The following is a 23,003-nucleotide window of genomic DNA, read 5'->3' on the forward strand; positions in this document are numbered from 1 at the left end:
CCCGCCTATGTGATGAGGCGGGGATTGTTTTTTTATGGGCGATAGGTGGACGGTGATTCAATGATATGAAACAGGTTCTTTCCTTGCTTTGTATTATCGATCCAGCCTTGAAATGCTGCTTTACCAGGTCCATATGCATAGACAGGGACATCCTCACCTGTATGAGCAAAGGTTGTCCAGCCTGAGAAAGAACGCTGATCAAAGATGTGTTGAATGCTGAGTTGAATTGTACTGGCCTTCCCTGATTGTGCCGCTTTCTCCACCTGTGAGATTTCCTCATTTGTGAGCGAGAAATCAATATGGGTGTGAAGGACATCACGTACCGATTGTCCGCCTGCGATTTTCTTTGCCATATACACAGGTGTTTTCTTAGCAGCTAAAATAGGTGCTGGGTCCCATTTATAGCCAGTTTCACTTGTCATGCCGTCTGCACCAAACGAAAAGCCGCCAGTCGCATGATCTGCTGTGATGACAACGAGTGTTTCTTGATCCTTTTTAGCGAATTGAAGAGCCGCTTGGACTGCTTTCTCAAAATCCTCCATCTCACTCATTGCGCCGACCACATCATTTTCATGTCCAGCAGAATCAATGGTACTACCTTCAAGCAGCATGAAAAACCCATGCGAATTGTCTTGATTTAATTGGGCTAATGCTGACTGCGTCATGGCTTTTAAAGTAGGCACATGCTTTGGACGATCGATGGCTCGATCCAGCTCGTCCTCCTGGAATAAGCCGAGCATTTTCGAAGATGATTGGGAGGTTAAATCATCTTTTGACCTTAGTATGGAATAACCGCTCTTCTCAAATTCTTTCACAAGATCACGGTCTTTTCGGTCAAAATATTGCATGCCGCCACCTAGAAGGATATCAACTTTGTGCTCTCCGCCTATTTTCTCATCAAAAAAGTGGTCTGCAATTTGTTCTTTGTTTTTTCGGGAGACGTTATGTGTGCCAAAAGCGGCAGGTGTAGCATCGGTGATGTCAGATGAGACAACAAAGGCTGTTTTCATTTGTGCTTCCTTTGCTGCTTCAACGACACTTCTAAGAGGTTCTTTTTCTTGGTTGACGGCGATGGCATCATTGTATGTCTTTTTTCCAGTCGCCATGGCCGTGGCTGCGGCAGCTGAGTCGGTAATATTATCTCGAGGATCATCTGGGTGTGTGGTCTGCATCCCGACTAAATACGGGTCCCAGACGGTTTGTGCTTTTGGAGAACCAAGCTTTTCCTGCTTGAATGTGCGGTAGGCTTTGATCACGGGCATCCCCATTCCATCGCCAACGATAAAAATAACATTTTTTGGTGTTTTCGTTTGTTTCTTGTCTGCTGCATTTGTTGAGACGGGAGTGACATAATGTGAGGTCAATAAAGCAGCGAATACGAGTACCGCTAGAATCCCACTCATAAGAAAAATACGTTTTTTACGATCCATAGAGCCCATGAAAAATCCCCTTTTATCATTTATTTCATAATTTGTATTTTATTTGAATGAGGGCGATGGTTCAACCCCTTTTCCCATAAAAAAAGGGATGAGACTTTTGCCTCATCACCTTTTATACCGTATCACACTTGACGCCAACGACGCCTTCTAGATCTTTAATATCAAAATACACATCGGTTGTATAGCGATCTTTATGCACGCGTACGCGTACTTCCATAATCGGATAGTTCTTTTCTGTTAAATCATCAATACGAACAGAATGAATGCGAATGTTGAGGGCTTTCATTTCTTTTAAAATATCCGTCATACGGTTTCGATCAGAAAGAGACATTCTGATGCGGATTTCTTTTTCCTGTAAGCGAATCGGTCCGATCCGCTGGAAGAGCCATGGTAGAAATTCGACACTAACCAGAATAAAGAAAAGACTGAGGAAGGCTTCTTTATAAAATCCTGCACCTGTTGCAACCCCAAGTCCTGCTGCTCCCCAGATCATCGCAGAAGTCGTAAGACCTGAGATGACATCATTGCTTTTACGCAGAATCACACCTGCTCCAATAAAACCAACACCAGATATAATTTGCGCCGGTAACCTGAGTGGGTCCATTTGAAGCCTAGAGACTCGAGGGAAATTGTAGGCTGCATCAATGCTGATGATGGTTAACACGCAGGAGCTGACAGCAATGACAATACACGTTTTTAAGCCGAGTGGCTTTTTCTTCAGCTCGCGTTCAAGCCCAATAATCAAACCGATTAAGGTGGCCACGGCTAATTTTAAGACTGTATCCCATTCAATTGTCCAAAACATGCGTATCGCTCCTTCACTTCATGTACGTTTCACATCATGTATATGATCTTCTCACAGCCCATATGGCTGCACAACTCTTATTTTATTCAGAATCGGAAGAAAGAAAAGCTTTTTATTTAATTTAAAAAGAGAGTCATCCGCATAAGGCAGACGACCCTTCATGTTCTTTATTTTGTTTCTTCTTCAAGATGATTTTCCATTTTGTTAAATAGCTGTTTTGATGCTTTTGACGGCTTACTTGTCAATAAGCTCACAATAATGGCAGCTAATCCACTTAACGTAAAGCCAGGAATCATTTCATAAATACCTGTTGCATGGTTAAGGCCTGTCGTGATCCATGTGAGAACGACTATCGCCCCAACAATCATCCCGACAAGGGCACCATGATGATTCATTCGCTTCCAGTATAGGCAAAGTAAGATGACTGGACCGAATGAAGAACCAAATCCAGCCCACGCATAACCGACAAGGTCAAGAATGGTATCACTTGGATTAAGTGAAAGGCAAAGGGCAATTACAGCGACAACGAGTACAGACATACGGCCAATCATCACGAGCTCTTTATCAGATGCTTTTTTTCTAAAGAACGTTCTGTATAAATCCTCTGTCATCGCACTTGCCGTGACAAGCAGCTGAGACGAAATTGAACTCATAATCGCCGCTAAAATAGCAGAAAGTAAAAATCCAGTGATATATGGATGGAACAGCACCTTAGAAAAGACGATAAAGATCGTTTCAGGGTCAGCAAGGTTCATACCCGTTTCATGAACATAGGCAACACCGACTAAACCGACAGATAGTGAACCAATTACTGAAATAATCATCCAGCTCATTCCGATGCGGCGTGCTGGTTTTAAGTCTTTGACGGACGTAATCGCCATAAAGCGCACGATAATATGCGGTTGTCCAAAGTAACCTAGTCCCCAAGCGAGGAAGGATATAATGCCAATGACGCTCGTTCCTCTAAAAATATCAAGCAATTTAGGATCAATCTGTTGAATATCTTGGAATGTAGCAACAGGTCCGCCTAATTGTGTAAAGGCAACGATCGGCACGAGCACTAATGCTAAAAACATGATAGCCCCTTGGACAAAGTCAGTTAAGCTCACTGCCAGGAATCCACCAAACAATGTATACAAAATAACAATACTTGACGTCAAAATCAGTCCAAACATGTAGTGTGCACCAAATGCTGACTCAAATAAACGTCCGCCTGATACCATCCCAGACGATGTATACAGCGTAAAGAAAATTAAAATGATGACAGCTGATACAGCTTTTAATAAAGAAGATGATCCTTTGAATCGTTTATCAAAGAAATCAGGAATTGTAATGGCATCATCAGCAATTTCTGTATAAGAACGTAAACGGGGTGCAAGAATGAGATAGTTTAAGTAAGCACCGACGATGAGACCAATCGCAAGCCAGGTAGTCGATAAACCTGTTTTATACATTTCACCTGGTACACCCATCAGCATCCAGCCGCTCATATCCGCAGCACCTGCTGAAAGAGCTGTAACGAATGGACCAAGTCCGCGTCCACCAAGCATATAATCATTTAAATCATGTGTTTTCCTGAATGCATACCAACCGATGGCAAGCATCCCGATAAAATAAATAGATAAGGAAATTGTAACTTCAATACTCATTTTGTGTTCTCACCTTTTTCGTATAAATTTGACATCACCTCAATCAAAATATCCAGAAGTGTCAGGGCTAGTTTTTTGATTGAATGCCCTTCTCACTGCTATGGTTACTTAACCTAACAGAGTATTCCCAAGTGATCAACCTTCTTAAACCTCCTCATTTTGAAGAAAAAATGGACAGATCGGTGATACGAATCAGTTTGTATACGCTTACAAAAGTAAATAAAAGTAAAAATTTTCTGAAAATAAAAGGTGGTCTGCATGACTATTTTCTTTATCTGTTGGATCACTATGATGCTTCGAGAGAAAAGGGCTCTTGCTGCGCCTGTGTAAAGTTGCTTTAGAACAGTAAAATTTGATATGATAAAGTGTATATGACTTATGATCATGACCACGAACACGTATCATTTTTGGAGGTGAACCTGCATGTCTAGAATTTCAATAGAAGAAGTAAAGCACGTGGCGCATTTGGCACGGCTTGCAATTACAGAAGAAGAAGCTGAAATGTTTACTGAACAGCTTGATAGCATCATTTCATTTGCAGAGCAGTTAAACGAGGTAGATACGGAAAACGTTGAACCAACAACACACGTATTAAAAATGAAAAACGTCATGAGAGAAGATGTTCCGAATAAAGGTCTTTCCATTGAGGCAGTCATCAAAAACGCGCCTGATCATAAAGACGGCTATATTCGTGTGCCATCAATTTTGGACTAAAGGAGGCCTGAGGCATGTCACTGTTTGATCACAAAATTTCTGAATTAAAAGAGCTTTTACATAAAAAGGAACTGTCTGTTTCTGATTTAGTGGACGAGTCTTATAAACGAATCAATGAAGTAGACGGGAAAGTACAAGCATTCCTTGCACTGGACGAAGAGAAAGCTCGTGCGTATGCAAAGGAATTGGACGAGGCAGTTGGTGAAAAGGACGAGCTTGGTCTATTGTTCGGTATGCCAATCGGTGTGAAAGATAACATCGTCACAAAGGATTTACGTACAACAGCATCTAGTAAAATCCTGCAAAACTTTGATCCTATTTATGATGCAACGGTTGTCAATCGTTTAAGAGATGCGGAAGCAGTCACAATCGGTAAATTAAATATGGACGAATTTGCAATGGGATCTTCTACAGAGAACTCAGGCTACAAAGCAACGAAAAACCCTTGGAATTTAAACACTGTTCCAGGTGGATCAAGTGGTGGCTCAGCAGCTTCTGTTGCAGCAGGTGAAGTACCATTCTCACTTGGATCAGATACGGGCGGTTCGATTCGCCAGCCGGCATCATTCTGCGGCGTTGTGGGTCTGAAGCCGACGTATGGCCGTGTATCTAGATACGGCTTAATCGCATTTGCTTCTTCATTAGATCAAATCGGGCCGATTACGCGTAACGTTGAGGACAATGCCTACGTTCTTCAAGCGATTGCTGGAGTCGATCAAATGGACGCAACGAGTGCAAATGTCGACGTCCCAGATTTTCTTTCTTCATTAACTGGCGACATCAAAGGCATGAAAATTGCAGTGCCAAAAGAATACCTTGGAGAAGGTGTTGGCGAGGAAGCAAAAGAGTCTGTTCTTCAAGCGTTAAAAGTATTAGAAGGACTTGGTGCCACATGGGAAGAAGTGTCTCTTCCGCATTCTAAATATGCGCTTGCGACTTACTACTTACTGTCTTCTTCAGAAGCATCTGCAAACCTTGCGCGTTTTGACGGCATCCGTTATGGCTACCGTACAGATAATGCAGAAAACCTGATTGATTTATACAAAAATACTCGTTCTGAAGGCTTTGGAAACGAAGTGAAACGCCGCATCATGCTTGGCACATTCGCTCTTAGCTCAGGATATTATGATGCATACTATAAAAAGGCGCAAAAAGTCCGTACATTGATCAAAAAAGACTTCGAAGATGTTTTTGAAAAGTATGATGTCATTGTAGGGCCAACAACGCCAACTCCTGCATTTAACATTGGTGAAAAGACAAGCGATCCACTGACGATGTACGCGAACGATATTTTAACGATCCCTGTGAACCTTGCAGGCGTTCCAGGAATCAGTGTGCCTTGTGGATTTGCAAACGGTCTTCCGTTAGGACTGCAAATCATTGGTAAGCACTTTGATGAAGGAACGGTTTACCGCGTGGCTCACGCTTTCGAGCAAGCAACAGATCATCATAAAGCAAAACCTGAACTGTAAGGGGTGAATCAGAATGAACTTTGAAACGGTAATTGGACTTGAAGTCCACGTTGAGCTAAAAACACAATCAAAAATTTTCTCCAGCTCGCCGACACCTTTTGGTGCAGCTGCCAACACGCAAACAAGTGTCATCGACCTTGGATATCCTGGCGTACTGCCTGTATTGAACAAAGAAGCAGTGAACTTTGCAATGAAAGCAGCAATGGCGCTAAACTGTGAGATCGCAACAGATACAAAGTTTGACCGTAAAAACTACTTCTATCCTGATAACCCAAAGGCGTATCAAATTTCTCAATTTGATAAACCGATCGGTGAAAACGGCTGGATTGAAATTGAAGTAGAAGGAAAAACGAAACGAATCGGTATTACGCGTCTCCATTTGGAAGAGGATGCAGGTAAACTGACACACACAGGCGACGGATATTCACTTGTTGACTTCAACCGTCAAGGCACACCGCTTGTTGAAATCGTATCTGAGCCAGACATTCGCACACCAGAAGAAGCGTATGCGTACTTAGAAAAACTAAAATCTATTATTCAATATACAGGCGTATCTGACTGTAAGATGGAAGAAGGCTCACTTCGCTGTGATGCCAATATTTCACTTCGTCCGATTGGCCGTGAAGAGTTTGGAACGAAAACAGAGCTCAAGAACTTGAACTCATTTGCTTTCGTACAAAAAGGTCTTGAATTCGAAGAGAAACGCCAAGAGCAAGTATTGCTTTCTGGCGGCTTGATCGAACAAGAAACTCGCCGCTATGACGAAGCGTCTAAAAAGACGATCCTCATGCGTGTCAAAGAGGGCTCAGATGATTACCGCTACTTCCCAGAACCAGATTTGGTGGAGCTGTACATTGATGACGAGTGGAAAGAACGCGTAAGAGCATCGATTCCAGAGCTTCCAGACGAGCGCCGCAAACGCTACATCGATGAGCTTGGGCTTCCTGCATATGATGCGATGGTGCTGACGCTGACAAAAGAAATGTCTGATTTCTTTGAAGCAACCATTTCAGAAGGTGCAGAAGCGAAGCAAGCTTCAAACTGGCTGATGGGTGAAGTATCTGCCTACTTAAATTCAGCTCAAAAAGAGCTGGAAGATACAAAGCTAACGCCGCAAGGCCTGGCTGGCATGATCAATCTCATCGAAAAAGGAACGATTTCTTCTAAGATTGCCAAAAAGGTATTCAAAGAGCTGATTGAAAATGGGGGAGACGCAGAAACAATCGTCAAAGAAAAAGGACTTGTCCAAATTTCTGACGAAGGTGCCCTGCTCAAACTTGTCACAGAAGCACTTGATAACAACCCGCAATCCATCGAAGACTTTAAAAACGGAAAAGATCGCGCGATTGGTTTCTTAGTCGGACAAATCATGAAAGCATCGAAGGGACAAGCAAACCCGCCGATGGTCAACAAGATTCTCCTAGAAGAAATCAAAAAACGCTAAATAGCAAAAAACCGCCTCATGAGAAGAGGCGGTTTTTTTTATTTGAACTGACAGGGTCTTATCATAGATTCAGACCACCGCCGTATATCAATTCGGGGATTCTTTTCTTATAATGAAGCGTAAGCGAAAGTGCACATTCGAAGGGGGATAAAGGTGAACGAATCGGAAAAACAGCGCGTAAAGTTATGAAAGAAACAGCTTCAATTGTTCGACTACTCTTATGACAGCAGGGTCCTCACACTTTTCTAAATTCGTCAGCATTCCTTGAATGACTGGCTTACGAGGCTCAGCTTTCGCCAGTTCTTCCTCAATGACTTCAATGGATACAAGGGTATCATCAGAAAGTAAATGCTCAAGCTTTAACAAACGAAGCTCCTCTTCTAGGGAAGCAGCACTCGGCGCTTCATCGTCCCAAATGGTTGGCTTTAAGATTGGTTTTGTCTGAGAACGAAGCATACCTTGAACCAAATCATCTAATCGTTCGAGTATAAAGGAAGAGAGCTCATCAAATGATAATTGCATCTGATCTTGTAAAAGCAGCACCTGCACATACGATTGGATGATTCCTTGAATCATGACTGACAGGTCAGTTATAAATGGTTCGATCTCCTGTCCATAAGTGGTCAAGATGGAAATTTGAATTTCATCATTCATTTGCTTTTTCACAGTTTTTGAATACTTTTTAATTTGCTGGTTTTCTGGAATAATGTTCTCGCTGAGGATCAAAATGATAAAATCCTTGTTCTCAGCAAAATGCTGAAACTGTTCAGCGATTTGCTTCTGGAAGATCTCTCTCGGTGCGAGATGCTGATTCTCTTTTCGAATCGTTTCAATACTTTGCATAGAAGTGTCGATATAATATTCGAACGCTCGGTTGAAAAGCTGTTCTTTTGATTTGAAATGCAAATAAAACGCGCCTTTCGATATTCCGCACTCATCTGCTATTTCCTGAATGGTCGTAGAAGAAAAACCCTTTTTCGCAAACAACTGGATGCTTGCTTTAATGATTTTTTCTTTTTTTTCGTTCATGAAATAAGGCCCCTTCAGCTTTAGAATGTTACGTCAAACGCAAGAGAAATGGTTGACGGCATTGTATATCACCGTTTATTATGATATAGAATGACCAGTCAGTCAATACATAAAGGAAAATGGAGGACATAATGAATTCGATCATCAATTTTGTATTAAAGAATAAGTTCGCTGTATGGCTCATGACAATTATCGTAACAGTTGCTGGTCTATATGCTGGATTGAATATGAAACAAGAATCAATCCCGAATATCAACACTCCAGTCATTACGGTTTCTACAACGTATCCTGGCGCAACGCCGGACGAAGTATCAGATAAGGTGACCGATCCAATTGAGAAGTCTATTCAAAACCTAAACGGAGTCAATGTAGTCACATCCAATTCTTTTGAAAATGCTTCATCGATTCAAGTCGAGTACGATTACAACAAAGACATGGATGAAGCAAAAAAGGAAATTGAAGATGCGGTTAACAATATCAATTTTCCGGAAAATGCAGAAAAACCAAAAATCGCACGCTTTAGTATCAATGCGGTCCCAATATTAGCACTCAGTGTATCTGGTGATAAAGAATCATTAGAAAACCTGACGAAAAAAGTGGAAGGTGACCTTGTCCCTTCACTTGAAGGATTAGACGGTGTATCTTCCGTCGAAGCTTCTGGACAGCAAATCAAAGAAGTAGAATTTTCGTTTAAACAAAAGAAATTGAAAGAATACGGTTTAGATGAAGAAACCGTCCAAAACATGATCAAAGGCTCTGATGTGAATGTACCATTAGGTTTATACACATTCGGCAACAAGCAAAAATCAGTTGTAGTGGATGGCAATATTTTAAGCGTCAAAGATTTGAAAAACATGCGAATTCCTGTCACACCAAGTGCAAGCAGTGGAGCTGGAGCACCATCTAGCGGCGCTGAAAACCCAGGTGCGCAAGGTGCGGAGCAGCAGGCTGGAAATGCAAGTCAGCAGCAAGCAGCAGCCCAGCAGCAACCTAGTGGAAGTGTAGCGAGCGGTCAATCTGTAGAGCTGCCGACAATTAAGCTTTCTGAGATTGCGGATATTAAAGTCGTCAAGAATGCAGAATCGATCTCTAGAACAAATGGAAAAGACAGTATCGGTCTGCAAATTGTCAAAGGCTCTGATGCCAACACAGTAAGTGTAGCAGAAGCAGTCACAAAAGAACTTGAGAAGTTTAAGAAAGATAACAAAGGAATCAAAGTAAGTACCACATATGATCAAGCAGAACCGATTAAAGAGTCCGTTAGCACAATGCTGAATAAGGCTATCATCGGAGCGATTTTTGCGATCATTATCATTATGTTGTTCCTTCGAGATATCAAATCAACCTTAATTTCGGTCATCTCCATTCCGTTATCTCTGTTGATTGCTGTTTTAATATTAAATCAGCTGGATATCACACTAAATATCATGACACTTGGTGCCATGACCGTCGCCATTGGGCGTGTTGTTGATGACTCCATTGTTGTCATAGAAAACATATATCGACGAATGGCATTAAAGGATGAGCCATTAAAAGGAAAAGAACTCGTTAAAGAAGCCACAAAAGAAATGTTTATTCCAATCATGTCTTCGACAATCGTCACAATTGCGGTCTTCTTACCGCTAGCACTTGTGGGTGGAATGATTGGTGAACTATTCATCCCATTTGCATTAACGATTGTGTTTGCTTTAATGGCTTCACTCCTTGTCGCCATTACGATTGTTCCAATGATGGCACACAGTCTATTTAAAAAGAACCTGTACGGCACAGCGAAAAAGGTAAAAGAACATAAACCAAGCAAGCTTGCTGGCGGTTATAGACGTGTACTCAATTGGACATTGAACCACAAATGGATCACATCAGGAATTGCCATTCTTATGCTTGTCGGAAGCTTATTCTTAGCACCACTTGTCGGTGTCAGCTTCTTACCACAGGAAGCAGAGAAGACGGCGATGGTGACTTATACACCTGAACCTGGACAAACGAGAGAACAAGCTATCGATGAAACGAAAAAAGCAGAAGAATATTTGATCAAACGTGACCATGTCAATACTGTTCAATATTCACTAGGCTCTTCAAATGCCCTGACAGCAAGTGTAGGCGGCAATTCTAACGGTGCGTTATTCTTCGTACAATATGATGAAGACACACCAAACTTTGATAAAGAAAAAGATAAAGTGGTCAAAGCCCTGCAAGACAAAACGTCTAAAGGGGAATGGAAATCACAAGACTTCTCATCTGCTGGCGCAAGCAATACAGTAACGTACTATGTCTACGGTGACAAAGTAAGCGATATTGAAGGCACAGTAAAAGATGTCGAGAACATCTTAAAAGATGAGAAAAACCTGAAAAATGTCAGCACAAGCTTATCTGAGAAATACGACGAATATACGTTTAATGCAGATCAAGAAAAACTGGCGAAACTGGGTCTAACTGCTTCACAAATCGCTCAAGCGATTGCTCCTCAAAATAGTGAAACAACACTGACGAAAGTAACTGAGGACGGCAAAGAACTTGATGTGAATCTTCAAACGGAAAAAGATGAATATAAGAGCAAAAAAGATTTAGAAAATAAAAAGATCACAACACCAACAGGGCAAGAAGTCCGAATTGGTGATGTCGTAAAAGTAAGAAATGGTACGACAGCGAATACGGTGACAAAACGTGATGGAAAAATCTACGCAGAAGTGTCTGGAGACATGACAACAGATGATGTCTCAAGTGTGACACAGGATGTTCAGAAAAAAGTCGACAAGCTTGATCTGAAATCTGGCGTAACGATTGACACAGGCGGCGTAAGTGCGGATATTGAGGAATCCTTTACACAGCTTGGGCTCGCAATGCTCGCAGCGATTGCCATTGTGTATCTCGTTCTCGTCATCACATTTGGCGGAGGTCTTGCACCATTTGCAATTCTCTTCTCGCTTCCATTTACAATTATTGGCGCGCTCGTTGGATTGTTTTTAGCAAAAGAAACCATCAGCTTAAACGCCATGATTGGATTGCTCATGCTGATCGGAATTGTTGTGACAAACGCGATCGTCTTAATTGACCGAGTCATTCATAAAGAGAAAGAAGGACTCTCAACAAGAGAGGCATTACTGGAAGCTGGTACAATAAGAGTACGTCCAATCTTAATGACGGCACTTGCGACAATTGGGGCACTTCTTCCATTAGCATTAGGATTTGAAGGCGGAAGCCAAATTGTTTCAAAAGGACTTGGCGTCACAGTCATTGGTGGTCTCGCAAGTTCAACATTGTTAACACTGGTTATCGTACCAATTGTATACGAAGTGTTAAGCAAATTTAAACGCAAAAAGAAATACGTAGAAGAAGATTGAGATGGGGCCCCGCTTTGATGGCGGGGCTTTTTTATGTTGAAATCTGACAAACAGCTCTTTTCATAAGCTCTTCAAATGCTTGGAAAAATGCGTCACGATCGACATGATCAATCACTTGAATTGATTTTCCATCTGTATGCTCTTCGGTACGTCCTTGCTTTGGCGTTTCGGTGTAAACGATCGCATTCATTTCCTTTGAACGAGTAAATGATGAGGAAGCAAGAGTGATCGTTGTCAGCACGTCCCATAAGTAGTAAGTCGAGTTGGTTTCGTGATGAATGAGAGGCGGGCAAAAGGCGTAACACTGCCCAATAAGATCAATCCCGATATGAGAACGAAGGGAAGCCCACCGCTGACGAATATCAGGTGTAAGCGGAACTTGATTTGTGCTCTCAAGTGCGACCATTTCAATAGGAAAGCGTTCCTTGAAGACGGTGCTGACAGCATAAGGGTCCCAAAATGCATTCCATTCTGCTGTCCCATCATGCTCGGGTTCCTCCACATTCCCTTTCTCAAGAAATGTACCGCCCATCCATACCAATTTTTCAATTTTATTAGAGATTGAAGGATCTTCTTCTAAGGCGCGTGCAAGGTCTGTGAGCGGACCTGTAAAGAGCAGCGTGACAGGTTCTGCAGACTTTTTAACAGTTTCGATTAAATGAAGATGTGCTGGAAGCTTGGACACTTTTGTATCAACAGTGCCTTTCTCGTTTAAGATAGGTAAGGCGTCTACATAAAAAGCATGCATGCGCCACTCTTTTGGAAAGGGATTGACGCCTCTAGAATTTGAAGCAGCGACTTCAATTTCATATGGGCTAAATCGATCAATGATTTTTTGAGACGCACTGAGAGCAGGCTCTAAATAACAATCAGCAGGAATCACAGACGTCCCAATCACTTTCAGATGTTCCATTTGAAGGAGAAGAAATAACGAGACGAGGTCATCAACACCGCCATCATGATTAAAATAGACAGGCTTTTTCATCGCAAACCATCCTTTACAGCGTTTTCTTTTATCTTATCAGAATGCTTTCTTGCTGAGGGAAATGTGGCAGGAGATTTGTCATATTAGGGTGTTGTTCTGTTGCCATTTTCAAATCTCATAGTATAATTAAAGGTTGTTAGTGGTGAAAATAGATTGCATAATGAATATAGGATGATGATGAATGAAACGTGCTCGAATTATATACAATCCGACATCTGGGCGTGAACTCTTCAAGAAGAATTTGCCGCAGGTTTTGCAAAAATTTGAACAAGCCGGCTATGAAACATCTTGTCATGCAACGACATGTGCAGGAGATGCGACACAAGCAGCTGAGAATGCCGCACAGAGAGACTTTGATTTAATTGTAGCAGCAGGTGGAGACGGCACGATCAATGAAGTCGTCAATGGACTAGCACCGCTTGAAAAAAGACCAAAACTAGGAATTATTCCGGTTGGAACAACAAATGACTTCGCAAGAGCACTTGGAATTCCACGAGAAGGTGTTTTAAAAGCAACAGATGCCATTATAGATGGTGTAGCGAAGCCGCTTGATATCGGTAAAGTCAATGGCCATTATTTTATTAATATTGCAGGCGGCGGCCGGTTAACAGAGCTCACTTATGAAGTGCCTAGTAAGCTGAAGACAATGCTTGGACAGCTTGCTTATTATTTAAAAGGCATGGAGATGCTTCCTTCGATCCGCCCGACAGAAGTCGAAATTGAATATGACGGCAAATTGTTTCATGGAGAAATCATGCTGTTTCTTGTTTCACTCACAAACTCAGTAGGCGGCTTTGAAAAGCTAGCGCCAGATTCTGTTTTAGATGATGGAATGTTTGACCTGATTATTTTAAAGAAGGTCAATTTAGCAGAAGCCATTCGAGTAGTCAGCCTTGCACTGCGAGGCGAGCATATTCATGATAACAATGTCATCTACACAAAAGCGAATCGCGTGAAGGTAGATGTAAAAGATAAAATGCAATTAAATTTAGATGGCGAATTCGGCGGCATGCTGCCAGGTGAATTTGAAAACCTGTATCGTCATATTGAATTTATAGTGCCAAAAGCAACAGCTGAAAAAATAGGGTAGAGATTGAACTTGGTTCCTTATGGCACCAAGTTTTTCTTTGCAAATGAGGTGATAAAATTGGTGAAAATGAAACCGCCTGTTGAAAAGAATGAATACTACAATGTAACCTTCGAAGACTTAACGCACGAAGGTGCAGGTGTAGCGAAAATTGAAGGATTCCCTGTCTTTGTACCGAATGCACTGCCTGACGAACAAGGGAAAATCAAAGTCACACGTGTCAAAAAAGGATTTGCTTTTGGGCGACTCATGGAGCTGACAAAGGAAAGTCAGCATAGGCAAGATGCGCCATGTCCTATCTATAAGCAGTGCGGCGGCTGTCAAATTCAGCATATGAGCTATGAAGGCCAGCTGCTATTTAAACAGAAACAAGTAAAGGACGTTTTAGAGCGGATCGGCAAGCTTGATATGAGCCGTGTAAAAGTTCATCCTGTACTCGGCATGGAAGACCCTTGGAATTACAGAAACAAAGCACAAGTTCCAATTGGCGAACGCGAAGGCGGACTAGTTGCAGGATTTTATCAGCAGCGTACCCATGAAATCATCGATATGGAAAAATGTTTGATCCAGCAGTCAGAAAATGACGAAGTGGTACAGGCAGTAAAAGACATATGTAATGCGTTTGGCATCAAAGCATATAACGAAGAGCGGCACAAAGGCTGGCTGCGTCATGTGATGGTTCGCTACGGCATTGCAACAGGTGAAATGATGGTTGTGTTTGTTACTAGAACGGCTGACTTTCCGCAAAAGCAGCAGGTGATTGAGCAGATTATAGCACGCTTCCCACACGTTCGGTCAATTGTGCAAAACGTGAATTCAAAGAAAACAAATGTTATTTTCGGAGACGAAACGACTGTTTTATGGGGAGAAGAATACATTTATGACACGATTGGCGACATCAAATTTGCTATTTCAGCCCGCTCGTTTTATCAAGTGAACCCAGCTCAAACAAAGGTGCTTTACGACAAAGCGCTTGAATATGCCGAGCTGCAAGGAGAAGAAACTGTTATTGATGCGTATTGCGGAATCGGGACGATCTCTTTATTTCTCGCACAAAAAGCAGGCAGAGTATATGGCGTAGAAATTGTGCCAGAAGCAATTGAAGACGCAAAACGCAACGCTGCCTTAAACGAGATCAACAACGTCGAATTCGCAGTCGGCGAAGCAGAAACCGTCATCCCAAACTGGTACAAAGAAGGCATCAAAGCAGATACCCTCGTCGTCGATCCACCAAGAAAAGGCTGCGACGAAGCACTGCTTGATACGATTTTAAAGATGAAGCCAAATCGCGTTGTTTATGTTTCCTGTAATCCTGGGACGCTAGCTCGTGATTTGCGTATTCTTGAAGATGGTGGGTATGTGACGGAGGAAGTGCAGCCTGTGGATATGTTCCCGCATACGAGTCATGTGGAGTGTGTAACGATGCTACAAAGAGAAACTATATAGAAATTCTTTAAACACTTTCACAAGAATTTGGTGTTTGTAGGGAAGGCGAAAAACTAGAACTGAGGTACTGAAAAACCATATTATCGTTTCGGTGATAATTGATTGGGTGTGCGGGACAAAAAAGGATATTTAATAACGCATGAGTATGATTTTAATACTATTTGTATAAAAACATTAATACCTTCGGTCTTCTTATGAACCTGAAGGTATTAATGTTTTTTATTTTCAGTAGGATACTTAGCTGACTACTTCTTAATCTCTCCATAAAATAATGTGATATAATTGAAATATATGTATTATTATTGAAGAGGTGAAAGATTAATGAATCAGTATATAATAAATGAATTAAAAACAAAATATAATAATCAAAAAATTATCCCATTCATAGGTGCTGGATTATCTATACCATTTCAATTAAAATCGTGGAACGATTTAATTCAGGAGTTAAAAGAGTCGTTTTTGAATGAAGTCCATTGGCCCATGATTGACTTTGATTTGGAAATAGGTGAATATCAATCAGCTATTGAAAATATAAAAAAATATGGAGGCATAGATGATCAACCAATTCAAGAAAAAATAGCGGATTGCTATTCTAAAAGAACGGAAGGTACAAACAATACTGTAGATAATAACTATAAAGATCTTATAAAAGAGAATTTTAGATTATATTTAACTACAAATTATGATAGATTAATTGAAGATCATATTTATAAAATAAATAGTTTCAATTCTCTTACTGATTATACTTCGAATATGCAGAGGTTATTCGACAATCAAGAAAAGTATTTATTTCATATTCATGGAAGCGTATCTAACCCGGATTCAATTATTATTTCTTCAGAGAAATATGATGAGTTATACTCTGATGAAATATTTGATAATAAGATGAAAGTGTTCTCGAGTTCTTATAGTTTTCTTTTCTTAGGATTTTCATTTAACGATGTTTTTGTTAAATCCTTGGTTAAAAATCATAAAGAACATTTTAAGGGTACTCATTATATGTTAGTTGATTCCAAAGAGTTGGATGTCAAACAAAGAGGGGAATTAAGTCGAGAATATGGTTTGAGAGTCATTGAATATGATACGAGCCAGTCCACCCATATACAAGAAATAAGAAGATTAATATCTGAGATTACTGAAGAAATAGCGGCTTCAGACGAAAAGAAAATTGCTCAATCAAAAGACTTAGCCTATACAGCAATTGGTATTGATGATTTACTCAATAGTGAACCACATGAGGGGAATTTATTTTACCGTAAGTTGGAAATTGCTAATATCGAAGGAAAATTAATCGAGATAAGTAAATACTTTTACATTGCAGCAGAAAAATTTATAAGAACAAGTAGAAAATTAGGGCTCCCTAAAGAGTTTATTGATGGCATATTAGCAGAAGTGTTTATGAAGTATAAAGAGAAATATGTTGAAATTTATGATATTGAAGGTAGGACAAGTAAAGAGTTATTAATAAAAATTCATGAAAACTTAGAAAATATTAATATTGATAGATTGGTAAATAACTCAAATAAACCAACTACGGCGGAATCTAAAGGGTTTATTCACATACTTGCTGATGATGAAGAAAAGAATGTTTGGTGGGGAAGCGAAAGATTATGAGTACTGATAAGATAATATTTCAATTGCCCACAGAAATAGATTTGCTCTTTGATAATATAAAGTTAGATATTTTAAAATATCTTTTGATTATATATCATCTAAAAGAAAACTTTAACAAAAGGCGGCTAAGTCTTGAAGAACTATTATATTATTATTCAATAATTTATTTTGAAAATCATGAAATTGATGCACCTTTAATTTATAAGTATTTAAGAGATAAGAAAACAATCAATGAAAGCATGATATCATTAGAAAATCTTGAGTTTATTCAAGTCCATGGCGATATTTTCACTCCAATTGATAAGCTGAGAATTTCTATAACGAAAAAAGGAATTGAAACAATTAAATCTTTGGAATCCGAGAATGTATTATTATATTCGGAAAATATCTTTATTATTATAAAAAGATATCCATATGGGAATATGGGGGAGAATTTTAATCAATTGTTATACGAGGGGGACTTGAAAATTGATTATAAATAAGTTAATTGTCCAAGGTATATCCTATCAGAGGACACTAGATTTTTCAAGGGGTTTAAATATTATAAGTGGAGAAAAAACATCTGGTAAATCATTAGTTCTATCGCTGATTGATTACTGTTTAGGGAAAGATCGCGGTATTTCATTGAAGGTACAAACTGAGCTAGCAGATAATGTAGATTTTATTTTTCTAGAAATAGAAGTTAATCAAGAAACATTTACTGTTTTTCGAGGTATAAAAAAGGATATTACTATATTTTGGCTTTATCACTGCAAATTTGACTTCATTAATGAATACATTCCAGAAAAACTTAATAAAAAAGATTTACAGGCTTTTTTAATGAAAAAAATGGGGGCAATGGAATTTAAGAAGACAAAAAATAAAATAAGAAGTAATGAGTTAACCACGGAAACTATCTCTTTTAGGGATATTTATAGGTACTGTTTTATAAATCAACATGACTTAGGAACTCATAATTTTTTATCTCACAATGAACCTATGAAAAGGTATAAAAACCCTATTTCATTTGAAATGATTTTTGACTTAGTTAACTTTTCACAAAATGAGTTACAAACGGAAATAGCTCAGGTACAAAACCAAATAATTGATAATGAAAAAAAGATAGCTAACTTAGAAGGATATCTCGATCAAAGAGGCAATGATGATTATACTAATCTGTTGAAGCAGATTAGTAAGTTTGATGATCAAATAGATGAACTCTTACAAAGGAAAAATAACATTGTTAAGAGACAGAATGAAGAAAATGAATTAGTATCGAGCAATAGAGACTATATTCTCTTAAACTCAGAAATTAATGAATTAGATTTTGAAATTGAGCAAATAAAAAGTAAAATAAAAGATATGCAGTTAGGCATAACTAGTAATGAATTACTCTTAAGTGATTATCATTCTGAACTGAAGGATATAAAAACCACCGAGGAGATAAATTATAAACTGAAAATTGATTCGCATGAGCTTACATGCCCTTTATGCAATACGAAAATAAAAAAAAACTTACTTCAGGAGCCCATAAAAGGAAGCTCACCTAATAATTTTAAACATATTTTGAAAGATATACAAAGTAAAATAAAAATGGTTGATGAAGTAATCATTTCTAGCAAAGAAAAAATCTCGGAACTTCAAGCTCAGATCAGTAAAAAAAATAGAAAAAAGGAGATTTTATCTCTTGCATTAAGTGAGTTTTCTAAAGATATTCATACACCTTTTTTACCTCAACTTAACAGTATTAATGTAAATATAAATAATTTAGAAAAAGATAGGGAGGTTTTGTTGGAAAGTAAGCGTGTTTTTAATAAGATTAATGAACTTAATAATAAAGTGAATAGAGATAGATCACAATTAGATAGATTAAAGACCAAATTAAAAGAAATGGATAAGAAGAGCAAAGGGAAAAAACAAATAATGAAGGAACTAAATAGTGTCTATTTAACCAATATGAAAAAAATGAAATATACTGACACAACTGCATCGTTCATTGATGAAGTAGATTATATTCCATATTATAAAAATGCTAGTGTTTATGAGCATGAAAGTGGGGGATTATTAGAGTGCATGCAACTTTCTTTTCTCAATGCCATTATTTCTAATACCTCTGCCATATTTCATCCTAAGTTATTAATTCTTGATTCTATTAGCAAGTATTTCGGTACAAATAAAAACGAACAAAATCCTCAAATTGATGATGAAAATATGATAAATGATCCGGAAGTGTATTTGCATATATATTATATGTTAGTAGAATTATCGCAAAACGCACAAATAATAATTGTTGAAAATACTCCTCCTGAAGAAATGTCACGATATGTGAAATATTCATTTAGAAATGGAGAAAAGGGATTCATAGATATAAGTAAGAATGAATTCCTAGTTGACTAATTAATTTTTTGAGCTCGAGTTACGATAATTTTTCCGATAAACATTTATTAATTTGCACATACATTTGATCGATATGTATTCGAAAATGTTTTTGACAATGTAATTGAGGATGGTGTAAATGAAGATTGAAACAAAGGCATGTCATGATTACTTTCATATATAAAAGGATTAAGTAACAGTTTTGTTGGTCAGAAGTTTAAATCAATGCGAAAAAGGTAATAAAAAAACATCTATGGTATTGTGCACAGCTAACAAGGATAATAATTTAGTACACATAGTAGTGACAATACATGTTGAATGTGTGGCACACTTTATTCTAAATCAATAATGTATTGAGACATCCCGATTTCATGATAATCATTGAAATCGGGATGTTTTTATTTTTGTATGTTCAATCGGCACTAAAAAATGATATTTGAAAGTGGAATTAATTTTTTTATCCCGCAATTCATCACCAAATGTCCTTTTTTGCAATTTTGCCCGGTTCATATTAAAGTATATAATGATAAAAATTGCTGAAAGACTTTATAGAAGGACATGCCCTTTAAGGCGCTATGTCATGAGAGGAATTGGATGAAAGATGAGTAAAAATTTCTGGCGTGATTTACCGCGGCCATTTTTTATATTAGCACCAATGGAAGAAGTGACAGATGTTGTGTTTCGTCATGTTGTGAGTGAGGCGGCGAGACCGGATGTATTTTTTACAGAGTTTACAAACAGTGAGAGTTATTGCCACCCTGATGGCATTCAAAGTGTGAAGGGGCGTTTAACGTTTACAGAGGATGAGCAGCCGATTGTTGCTCATATTTGGGGAGACAAGCCCGAGAACTTTAGACAAATGAGCATTGGAATGGCGGAATTAGGGTTTCAGGGGCTTGATATTAATATGGGCTGTCCTGTCCCGAATGTCACGCAAAACGGGAAGGGCAGTGGATTGATTCTTCGCCCAGATGTTGCGGCAGAGCTGATTCAAGCGGCTAAAGCTGGGGGATTACCAGTCAGCGTCAAAACAAGACTTGGTTTTACAGAGGTCGATGAGTGGCGCGATTGGCTCAGACACATTTTGGAGCAAGACATTGTGAACTTATCGATCCACCTTCGTACTAGAAAGGAAATGAGCCAGGTGGATGCGCATTGGGAGCTCATTCCTGAGATTATAAAACTTCGTGATGAAGTAGCACCTGATACGCTTTTGACGATCAATGGTGATATTCCTGATCGTCAAACGGGCTTAAAGCTCGCTGAACAGTATGGAGTGGACGGTGTCATGATTGGGCGCGGAATTTTCCATAACCCATTTGCTTTTGAAAAAGAGCCGAAGGAGCATACGAGTGATGAACTGCTTGGTCTTTTAAGATTACATCTTGATCTTCATGATCAATATTCCTCACTAGGTTTGCGCCCATTCAAGGCACTGCATCGTTTCTTTAAGATTTATGTGAAAGGATTCAGAGGAGCGAGTTTCCTAAGAAATCAATTAATGAATACATCATCAACAGATGAAGTGCGTGCAATGCTGGATGAATTTGAAGCGAGAAATCAAGAACAATCATGATGAAAAAGAGGAGGGGAAGCCCTTCTCTTTTTTCTATGAATAGGACTATTAAACTAGTGGCTCTAAATGGTAAAATGAGATAGAAATAACAATTGGAGGTATTTTATTTGAAACCATTTTGGGATATAGACATAGAAAGTGAAGAGACATTTAAGAAAATCAATGAGAAAGGCATTGCAAAAGCGGAAAAGAAGCTAGGCGTCATCCTGCCTGATACATATAAAAAACTGATTCTTGAACAAAATGGCGGGTATACCATTCATAATGCTTTTCCAACAGACCAGCCGAATGGATGGGCAGAGGATCATGTACAGTTCAACCATCTAAGAGGAATTGCCAAAGGCGAAGGCATCATGGACAGTGATTATTTAATAGAAGAATGGGAATTGCCTGAGGGTCTTGTGCTCATTTGTGGGGATGGTCATACTTGGATTGCATTGGATTACAGAGAAACAAAGGAGCATCCGCCAATTCATTACTTTGATCTAGAATATGAGACGGATTTCAAATTAGCGGATTCGTTTGATGAACTGATTGCTGGGCATTATACCGCAGAAGATAGCGAAGAAGATGGGATGTCAGATGAAGAGTGGCAGGCTGAATATGAAAAGCAGAATAAACCATTATCAAAAGAAGAAGTGAAAGATATCTTCTTAACCAAAGACCCTGAACAGCTTTCAAAAATTGCGAATTTCCAAGTAGAACAAATTGATGATATCAAGTGGATCTTTTCTGAGGTAGAAACGTATATGGACACCCTTCAGAACGAAGAAATGTTAACGACTGCTGGCTGGGCAATCAATACGATCTTTATAATGAATGACGAAATGATTAAGAAGCATGCTGATGTTGTCGAGCATGCACGTCGTTTTGCGAAACAATTAAGTCAATCAGAAATAGATGAGATGCATAACATTGCCATTAATATATCAATCGCATTTGAATTTGATTTAGAGGAATAAGTATTTATCATTTTTAAAATAGACCCCCCTCACCAAAAAGGGGGTCACCATTTCCTTACTCCGCAATCTCCTCAACCTCACGGCTATCCTCTGTTTCACCAATATAAATAGGACCGTTTGCGTGGTCGAGTCGGATTGGCCATTCGTATGGAACTTGAAGTCGTCTAGCGATGGCTCTCCAGAATTTTGTTGAATCCAATTCGAATTCTTGGAAGTCTTTTAATAAGTCTTTGTAAGACGAGCCATCAAATTGAATGAACATATCTTGAAGGCGCATGAACGCGACATGTCTCACTTCTAATGCTGCCGCAGCTTCCATTTCTTCTTCTGTTGCTTCTCCAATGATTGTTCCTGCGGGCGGAAGCATGTCGTATACGTTAAATTCCTCTTCTTCGTGTGCTGCATTGTGCTGTTGATCTGACATTTCTCTTCACTCCTTCTAGTTTTCATCAAAATTTGATTCGTGCTTACCTCTATTATCGGAAGGAAATGCGAAATGTGGAATGAAAAAAGAAGTAGATTCACAACACTTGCTTTTTCTTCTTGAATATTTTATGATCAATTACAGATATAAAAGGTCTGTAATAGATAGAAAGGGATGTTCCTATGAAATATTCTAAAGCGACCAACTATGCACTGCATACAATGGTGTTTTTAACTCTTGCACCAAAGGGGAAAGCAATAGGCGTTGAGCCTCTCGCCAAGATGCAAGACCTTTCATCCACTTATTTATCCAAAATCTTAACAAAGCTTGTGAAGGCAGGATTGATTGAATCAACACCTGGCGCAAAAGGTGGCTACGCCATTATGAAACAGAAGGAAGACATTTCGTTTTTAGATGTGATTCAGGCTGTAGAAGGACAAACCAATTTATTTCGTTGTTCCTTAGAACATGATTCTTTCATGCCTCATGATGGCTGTTTGATTGAACAGGTCATGCAGGATGTTGAAACGAAAATGCAGGAAACGCTAAGTCAAAAGCGGTTAGTTGATATTGCAAGTCAAATAGAGCAGACAGAAAAAAATCCATTTTTCAACATGTGATTTTTTTGAATCTATTATAGATATTAAGAGTCTTTAAAGTC

Annotated in this window: 18 protein-coding genes; 12 read left to right on the plus strand and 6 right to left on the minus strand. The window is 39.1% G+C overall.

Annotation, left to right across the window (positions count from 1 at the left end):
• Window positions 1–32: 32 nt before the first annotated feature.
• The 3 genes from MHB79_RS03505 to putP form a co-directional block, all read right to left on the minus strand.
• Window positions 33–1,439: an alkaline phosphatase gene (locus tag MHB79_RS03505; RefSeq protein WP_253622874.1), complete on the minus strand. Its 1,407-nt coding sequence runs from the start codon at window positions 1,437–1,439 to the stop codon at window positions 33–35.
• A 112-nt stretch (window positions 1,440–1,551) separates the two neighbouring features.
• Complete coding sequence (locus MHB79_RS03510; protein ID WP_050945740.1) at window positions 1,552–2,244, minus strand: MgtC/SapB family protein; 693 nt, start codon at window positions 2,242–2,244, stop codon at window positions 1,552–1,554.
• Window positions 2,245–2,411: 167 nt separating this feature from the next.
• Window positions 2,412–3,893, minus strand: a complete 1,482-nt coding sequence (gene putP, locus MHB79_RS03515; RefSeq protein WP_126741168.1) for a sodium/proline symporter PutP — start codon at window positions 3,891–3,893, stop codon at window positions 2,412–2,414.
• A gap of 423 nt (window positions 3,894–4,316) precedes the next feature.
• Between putP and gatC the strand changes: the two genes are divergently transcribed.
• From gatC to gatB, 3 genes are read left to right on the plus strand one after another with little or no spacing between them, the layout of a single operon-like run.
• Window positions 4,317–4,607 carry an Asp-tRNA(Asn)/Glu-tRNA(Gln) amidotransferase subunit GatC gene (gatC, locus tag MHB79_RS03520; protein WP_003213898.1) on the plus strand — a complete coding sequence of 97 codons (291 nt, stop codon included), beginning with the start codon at window positions 4,317–4,319 and terminating at the stop codon, window positions 4,605–4,607.
• A gap of 14 nt (window positions 4,608–4,621) precedes the next feature.
• The gene (gatA, locus tag MHB79_RS03525) at window positions 4,622–6,079 is read left to right on the plus strand and encodes an Asp-tRNA(Asn)/Glu-tRNA(Gln) amidotransferase subunit GatA (protein ID WP_003214455.1); all 1,458 of its coding nucleotides are present in this window, start codon (window positions 4,622–4,624) and stop codon (window positions 6,077–6,079) included.
• Between the two features lie 13 nt (window positions 6,080–6,092).
• Window positions 6,093–7,523 carry an Asp-tRNA(Asn)/Glu-tRNA(Gln) amidotransferase subunit GatB gene (gene gatB, locus MHB79_RS03530; RefSeq protein WP_003214292.1) on the plus strand — a complete coding sequence of 477 codons (1,431 nt, stop codon included), beginning with the start codon at window positions 6,093–6,095 and terminating at the stop codon, window positions 7,521–7,523.
• Window positions 7,524–7,706: 183 nt separating this feature from the next.
• On the opposite strand, the gene MHB79_RS03535 is transcribed toward gatB, so the two are convergent.
• Window positions 7,707–8,552, minus strand: coding sequence for a TetR/AcrR family transcriptional regulator (locus tag MHB79_RS03535; RefSeq protein ID WP_340989017.1), 846 nt, complete (start codon window positions 8,550–8,552; stop codon window positions 7,707–7,709).
• A gap of 131 nt (window positions 8,553–8,683) precedes the next feature.
• On the opposite strand from MHB79_RS03535, the gene MHB79_RS03540 reads away from it, so the two are divergent.
• Complete coding sequence (locus tag MHB79_RS03540; RefSeq protein ID WP_340989019.1) at window positions 8,684–11,893, plus strand: efflux RND transporter permease subunit; 3,210 nt, start codon at window positions 8,684–8,686, stop codon at window positions 11,891–11,893.
• Between the two features lie 31 nt (window positions 11,894–11,924).
• Here the strand turns inward: MHB79_RS03540 and MHB79_RS03545 are convergent, their stop codons facing one another.
• Window positions 11,925–12,878, minus strand: a complete 954-nt coding sequence (locus MHB79_RS03545) for a nucleoside hydrolase (RefSeq protein ID WP_335356198.1) — start codon at window positions 12,876–12,878, stop codon at window positions 11,925–11,927.
• A gap of 181 nt (window positions 12,879–13,059) precedes the next feature.
• Here MHB79_RS03545 and MHB79_RS03550 point away from each other — a divergent pair, with 181 nt between their 5' ends.
• From MHB79_RS03550 to MHB79_RS03580, 7 genes are all read left to right on the plus strand, one after another.
• Window positions 13,060–13,968: a diacylglycerol kinase gene (locus MHB79_RS03550; protein ID WP_003214384.1), complete on the plus strand. Its 909-nt coding sequence runs from the start codon at window positions 13,060–13,062 to the stop codon at window positions 13,966–13,968.
• 60 nt (window positions 13,969–14,028) lie between these two features.
• Complete coding sequence (gene rlmD / locus MHB79_RS03555) at window positions 14,029–15,411, plus strand: 23S rRNA (uracil(1939)-C(5))-methyltransferase RlmD (RefSeq protein WP_340989021.1); 1,383 nt, start codon at window positions 14,029–14,031, stop codon at window positions 15,409–15,411.
• A gap of 321 nt (window positions 15,412–15,732) precedes the next feature.
• Entirely contained in the window at window positions 15,733–17,025 is a 1,293-nt protein-coding gene (locus MHB79_RS03560) for an SIR2 family NAD-dependent protein deacylase (protein ID WP_340989023.1), read from the plus strand.
• Complete coding sequence (locus tag MHB79_RS03565; RefSeq protein ID WP_224930658.1) at window positions 17,022–17,507, plus strand: hypothetical protein; 486 nt, start codon at window positions 17,022–17,024, stop codon at window positions 17,505–17,507. The genes MHB79_RS03560 and MHB79_RS03565 overlap by 4 nt, the downstream gene beginning before the upstream one ends.
• Window positions 17,494–19,401, plus strand: a complete 1,908-nt coding sequence (locus MHB79_RS03570) for a hypothetical protein (RefSeq protein ID WP_340989027.1) — start codon at window positions 17,494–17,496, stop codon at window positions 19,399–19,401. Before MHB79_RS03565 ends, MHB79_RS03570 begins: the two co-directional genes overlap by 14 nt.
• Before the next feature lie 580 nt (window positions 19,402–19,981).
• The gene (locus MHB79_RS03575; RefSeq protein WP_050945748.1) at window positions 19,982–20,956 is read left to right on the plus strand and encodes a tRNA dihydrouridine synthase; all 975 of its coding nucleotides are present in this window, start codon (window positions 19,982–19,984) and stop codon (window positions 20,954–20,956) included.
• Between the two features lie 107 nt (window positions 20,957–21,063).
• Entirely contained in the window at window positions 21,064–21,918 is an 855-nt protein-coding gene (locus MHB79_RS03580) for an SMI1/KNR4 family protein (protein WP_340989029.1), read from the plus strand.
• A gap of 55 nt (window positions 21,919–21,973) precedes the next feature.
• On the opposite strand, the gene MHB79_RS03585 is transcribed toward MHB79_RS03580, so the two are convergent.
• On the minus strand, window positions 21,974–22,342 hold the full coding sequence (locus MHB79_RS03585; RefSeq protein ID WP_340989031.1) for a hypothetical protein: 369 nt from the start codon (window positions 22,340–22,342) through the stop codon (window positions 21,974–21,976).
• 182 nt (window positions 22,343–22,524) lie between these two features.
• Between MHB79_RS03585 and MHB79_RS03590 the strand changes: the two genes are divergently transcribed.
• Window positions 22,525–22,962, plus strand: a complete 438-nt coding sequence (locus MHB79_RS03590; RefSeq protein ID WP_003214239.1) for an Rrf2 family transcriptional regulator — start codon at window positions 22,525–22,527, stop codon at window positions 22,960–22,962.
• The last annotated feature ends 41 nt before the right edge of the window (window positions 22,963–23,003 follow it).

The sequence above is a fragment of the Bacillus sp. FSL M7-0558 genome, assembly GCF_038003245.1.
Lineage (GTDB): Bacteria > Bacillota > Bacilli > Bacillales > Bacillaceae > Bacillus > Bacillus pumilus.

Excerpts from the sequence above, each read along its gene's own strand:
- MHB79_RS03540 (WP_340989019.1), top strand. The coding sequence starts at position 8,684 with ATGAATTCGATCATCAATTTTGTATTAAAGAATAAGTTCGCTGTATGG.
- gatA (WP_003214455.1), top strand. The coding sequence starts at position 4,622 with ATGTCACTGTTTGATCACAAAATTTCTGAATTAAAAGAGCTTTTACAT.
- putP (WP_126741168.1), bottom strand. The coding sequence starts at position 3,893 with ATGAGTATTGAAGTTACAATTTCCTTATCTATTTATTTTATCGGGATG.
- MHB79_RS03575 (WP_050945748.1), top strand. The coding sequence starts at position 19,982 with ATGAGTAAAAATTTCTGGCGTGATTTACCGCGGCCATTTTTTATATTA.
- MHB79_RS03545 (WP_335356198.1), bottom strand. The coding sequence starts at position 12,878 with ATGAAAAAGCCTGTCTATTTTAATCATGATGGCGGTGTTGATGACCTC.
- MHB79_RS03590 (WP_003214239.1), top strand. The coding sequence starts at position 22,525 with ATGAAATATTCTAAAGCGACCAACTATGCACTGCATACAATGGTGTTT.
- MHB79_RS03560 (WP_340989023.1), top strand. The coding sequence starts at position 15,733 with ATGAATCAGTATATAATAAATGAATTAAAAACAAAATATAATAATCAA.
- MHB79_RS03565 (WP_224930658.1), top strand. The coding sequence starts at position 17,022 with ATGAGTACTGATAAGATAATATTTCAATTGCCCACAGAAATAGATTTG.
- MHB79_RS03505 (WP_253622874.1), bottom strand. The coding sequence starts at position 1,439 with ATGGGCTCTATGGATCGTAAAAAACGTATTTTTCTTATGAGTGGGATT.
- MHB79_RS03550 (WP_003214384.1), top strand. The coding sequence starts at position 13,060 with ATGAAACGTGCTCGAATTATATACAATCCGACATCTGGGCGTGAACTC.
- gatB (WP_003214292.1), top strand. The coding sequence starts at position 6,093 with ATGAACTTTGAAACGGTAATTGGACTTGAAGTCCACGTTGAGCTAAAA.
- MHB79_RS03585 (WP_340989031.1), bottom strand. The coding sequence starts at position 22,342 with ATGTCAGATCAACAGCACAATGCAGCACACGAAGAAGAGGAATTTAAC.
- MHB79_RS03510 (WP_050945740.1), bottom strand. The coding sequence starts at position 2,244 with ATGTTTTGGACAATTGAATGGGATACAGTCTTAAAATTAGCCGTGGCC.
- MHB79_RS03535 (WP_340989017.1), bottom strand. The coding sequence starts at position 8,552 with ATGAACGAAAAAAAAGAAAAAATCATTAAAGCAAGCATCCAGTTGTTT.
- gatC (WP_003213898.1), top strand. The coding sequence starts at position 4,317 with ATGTCTAGAATTTCAATAGAAGAAGTAAAGCACGTGGCGCATTTGGCA.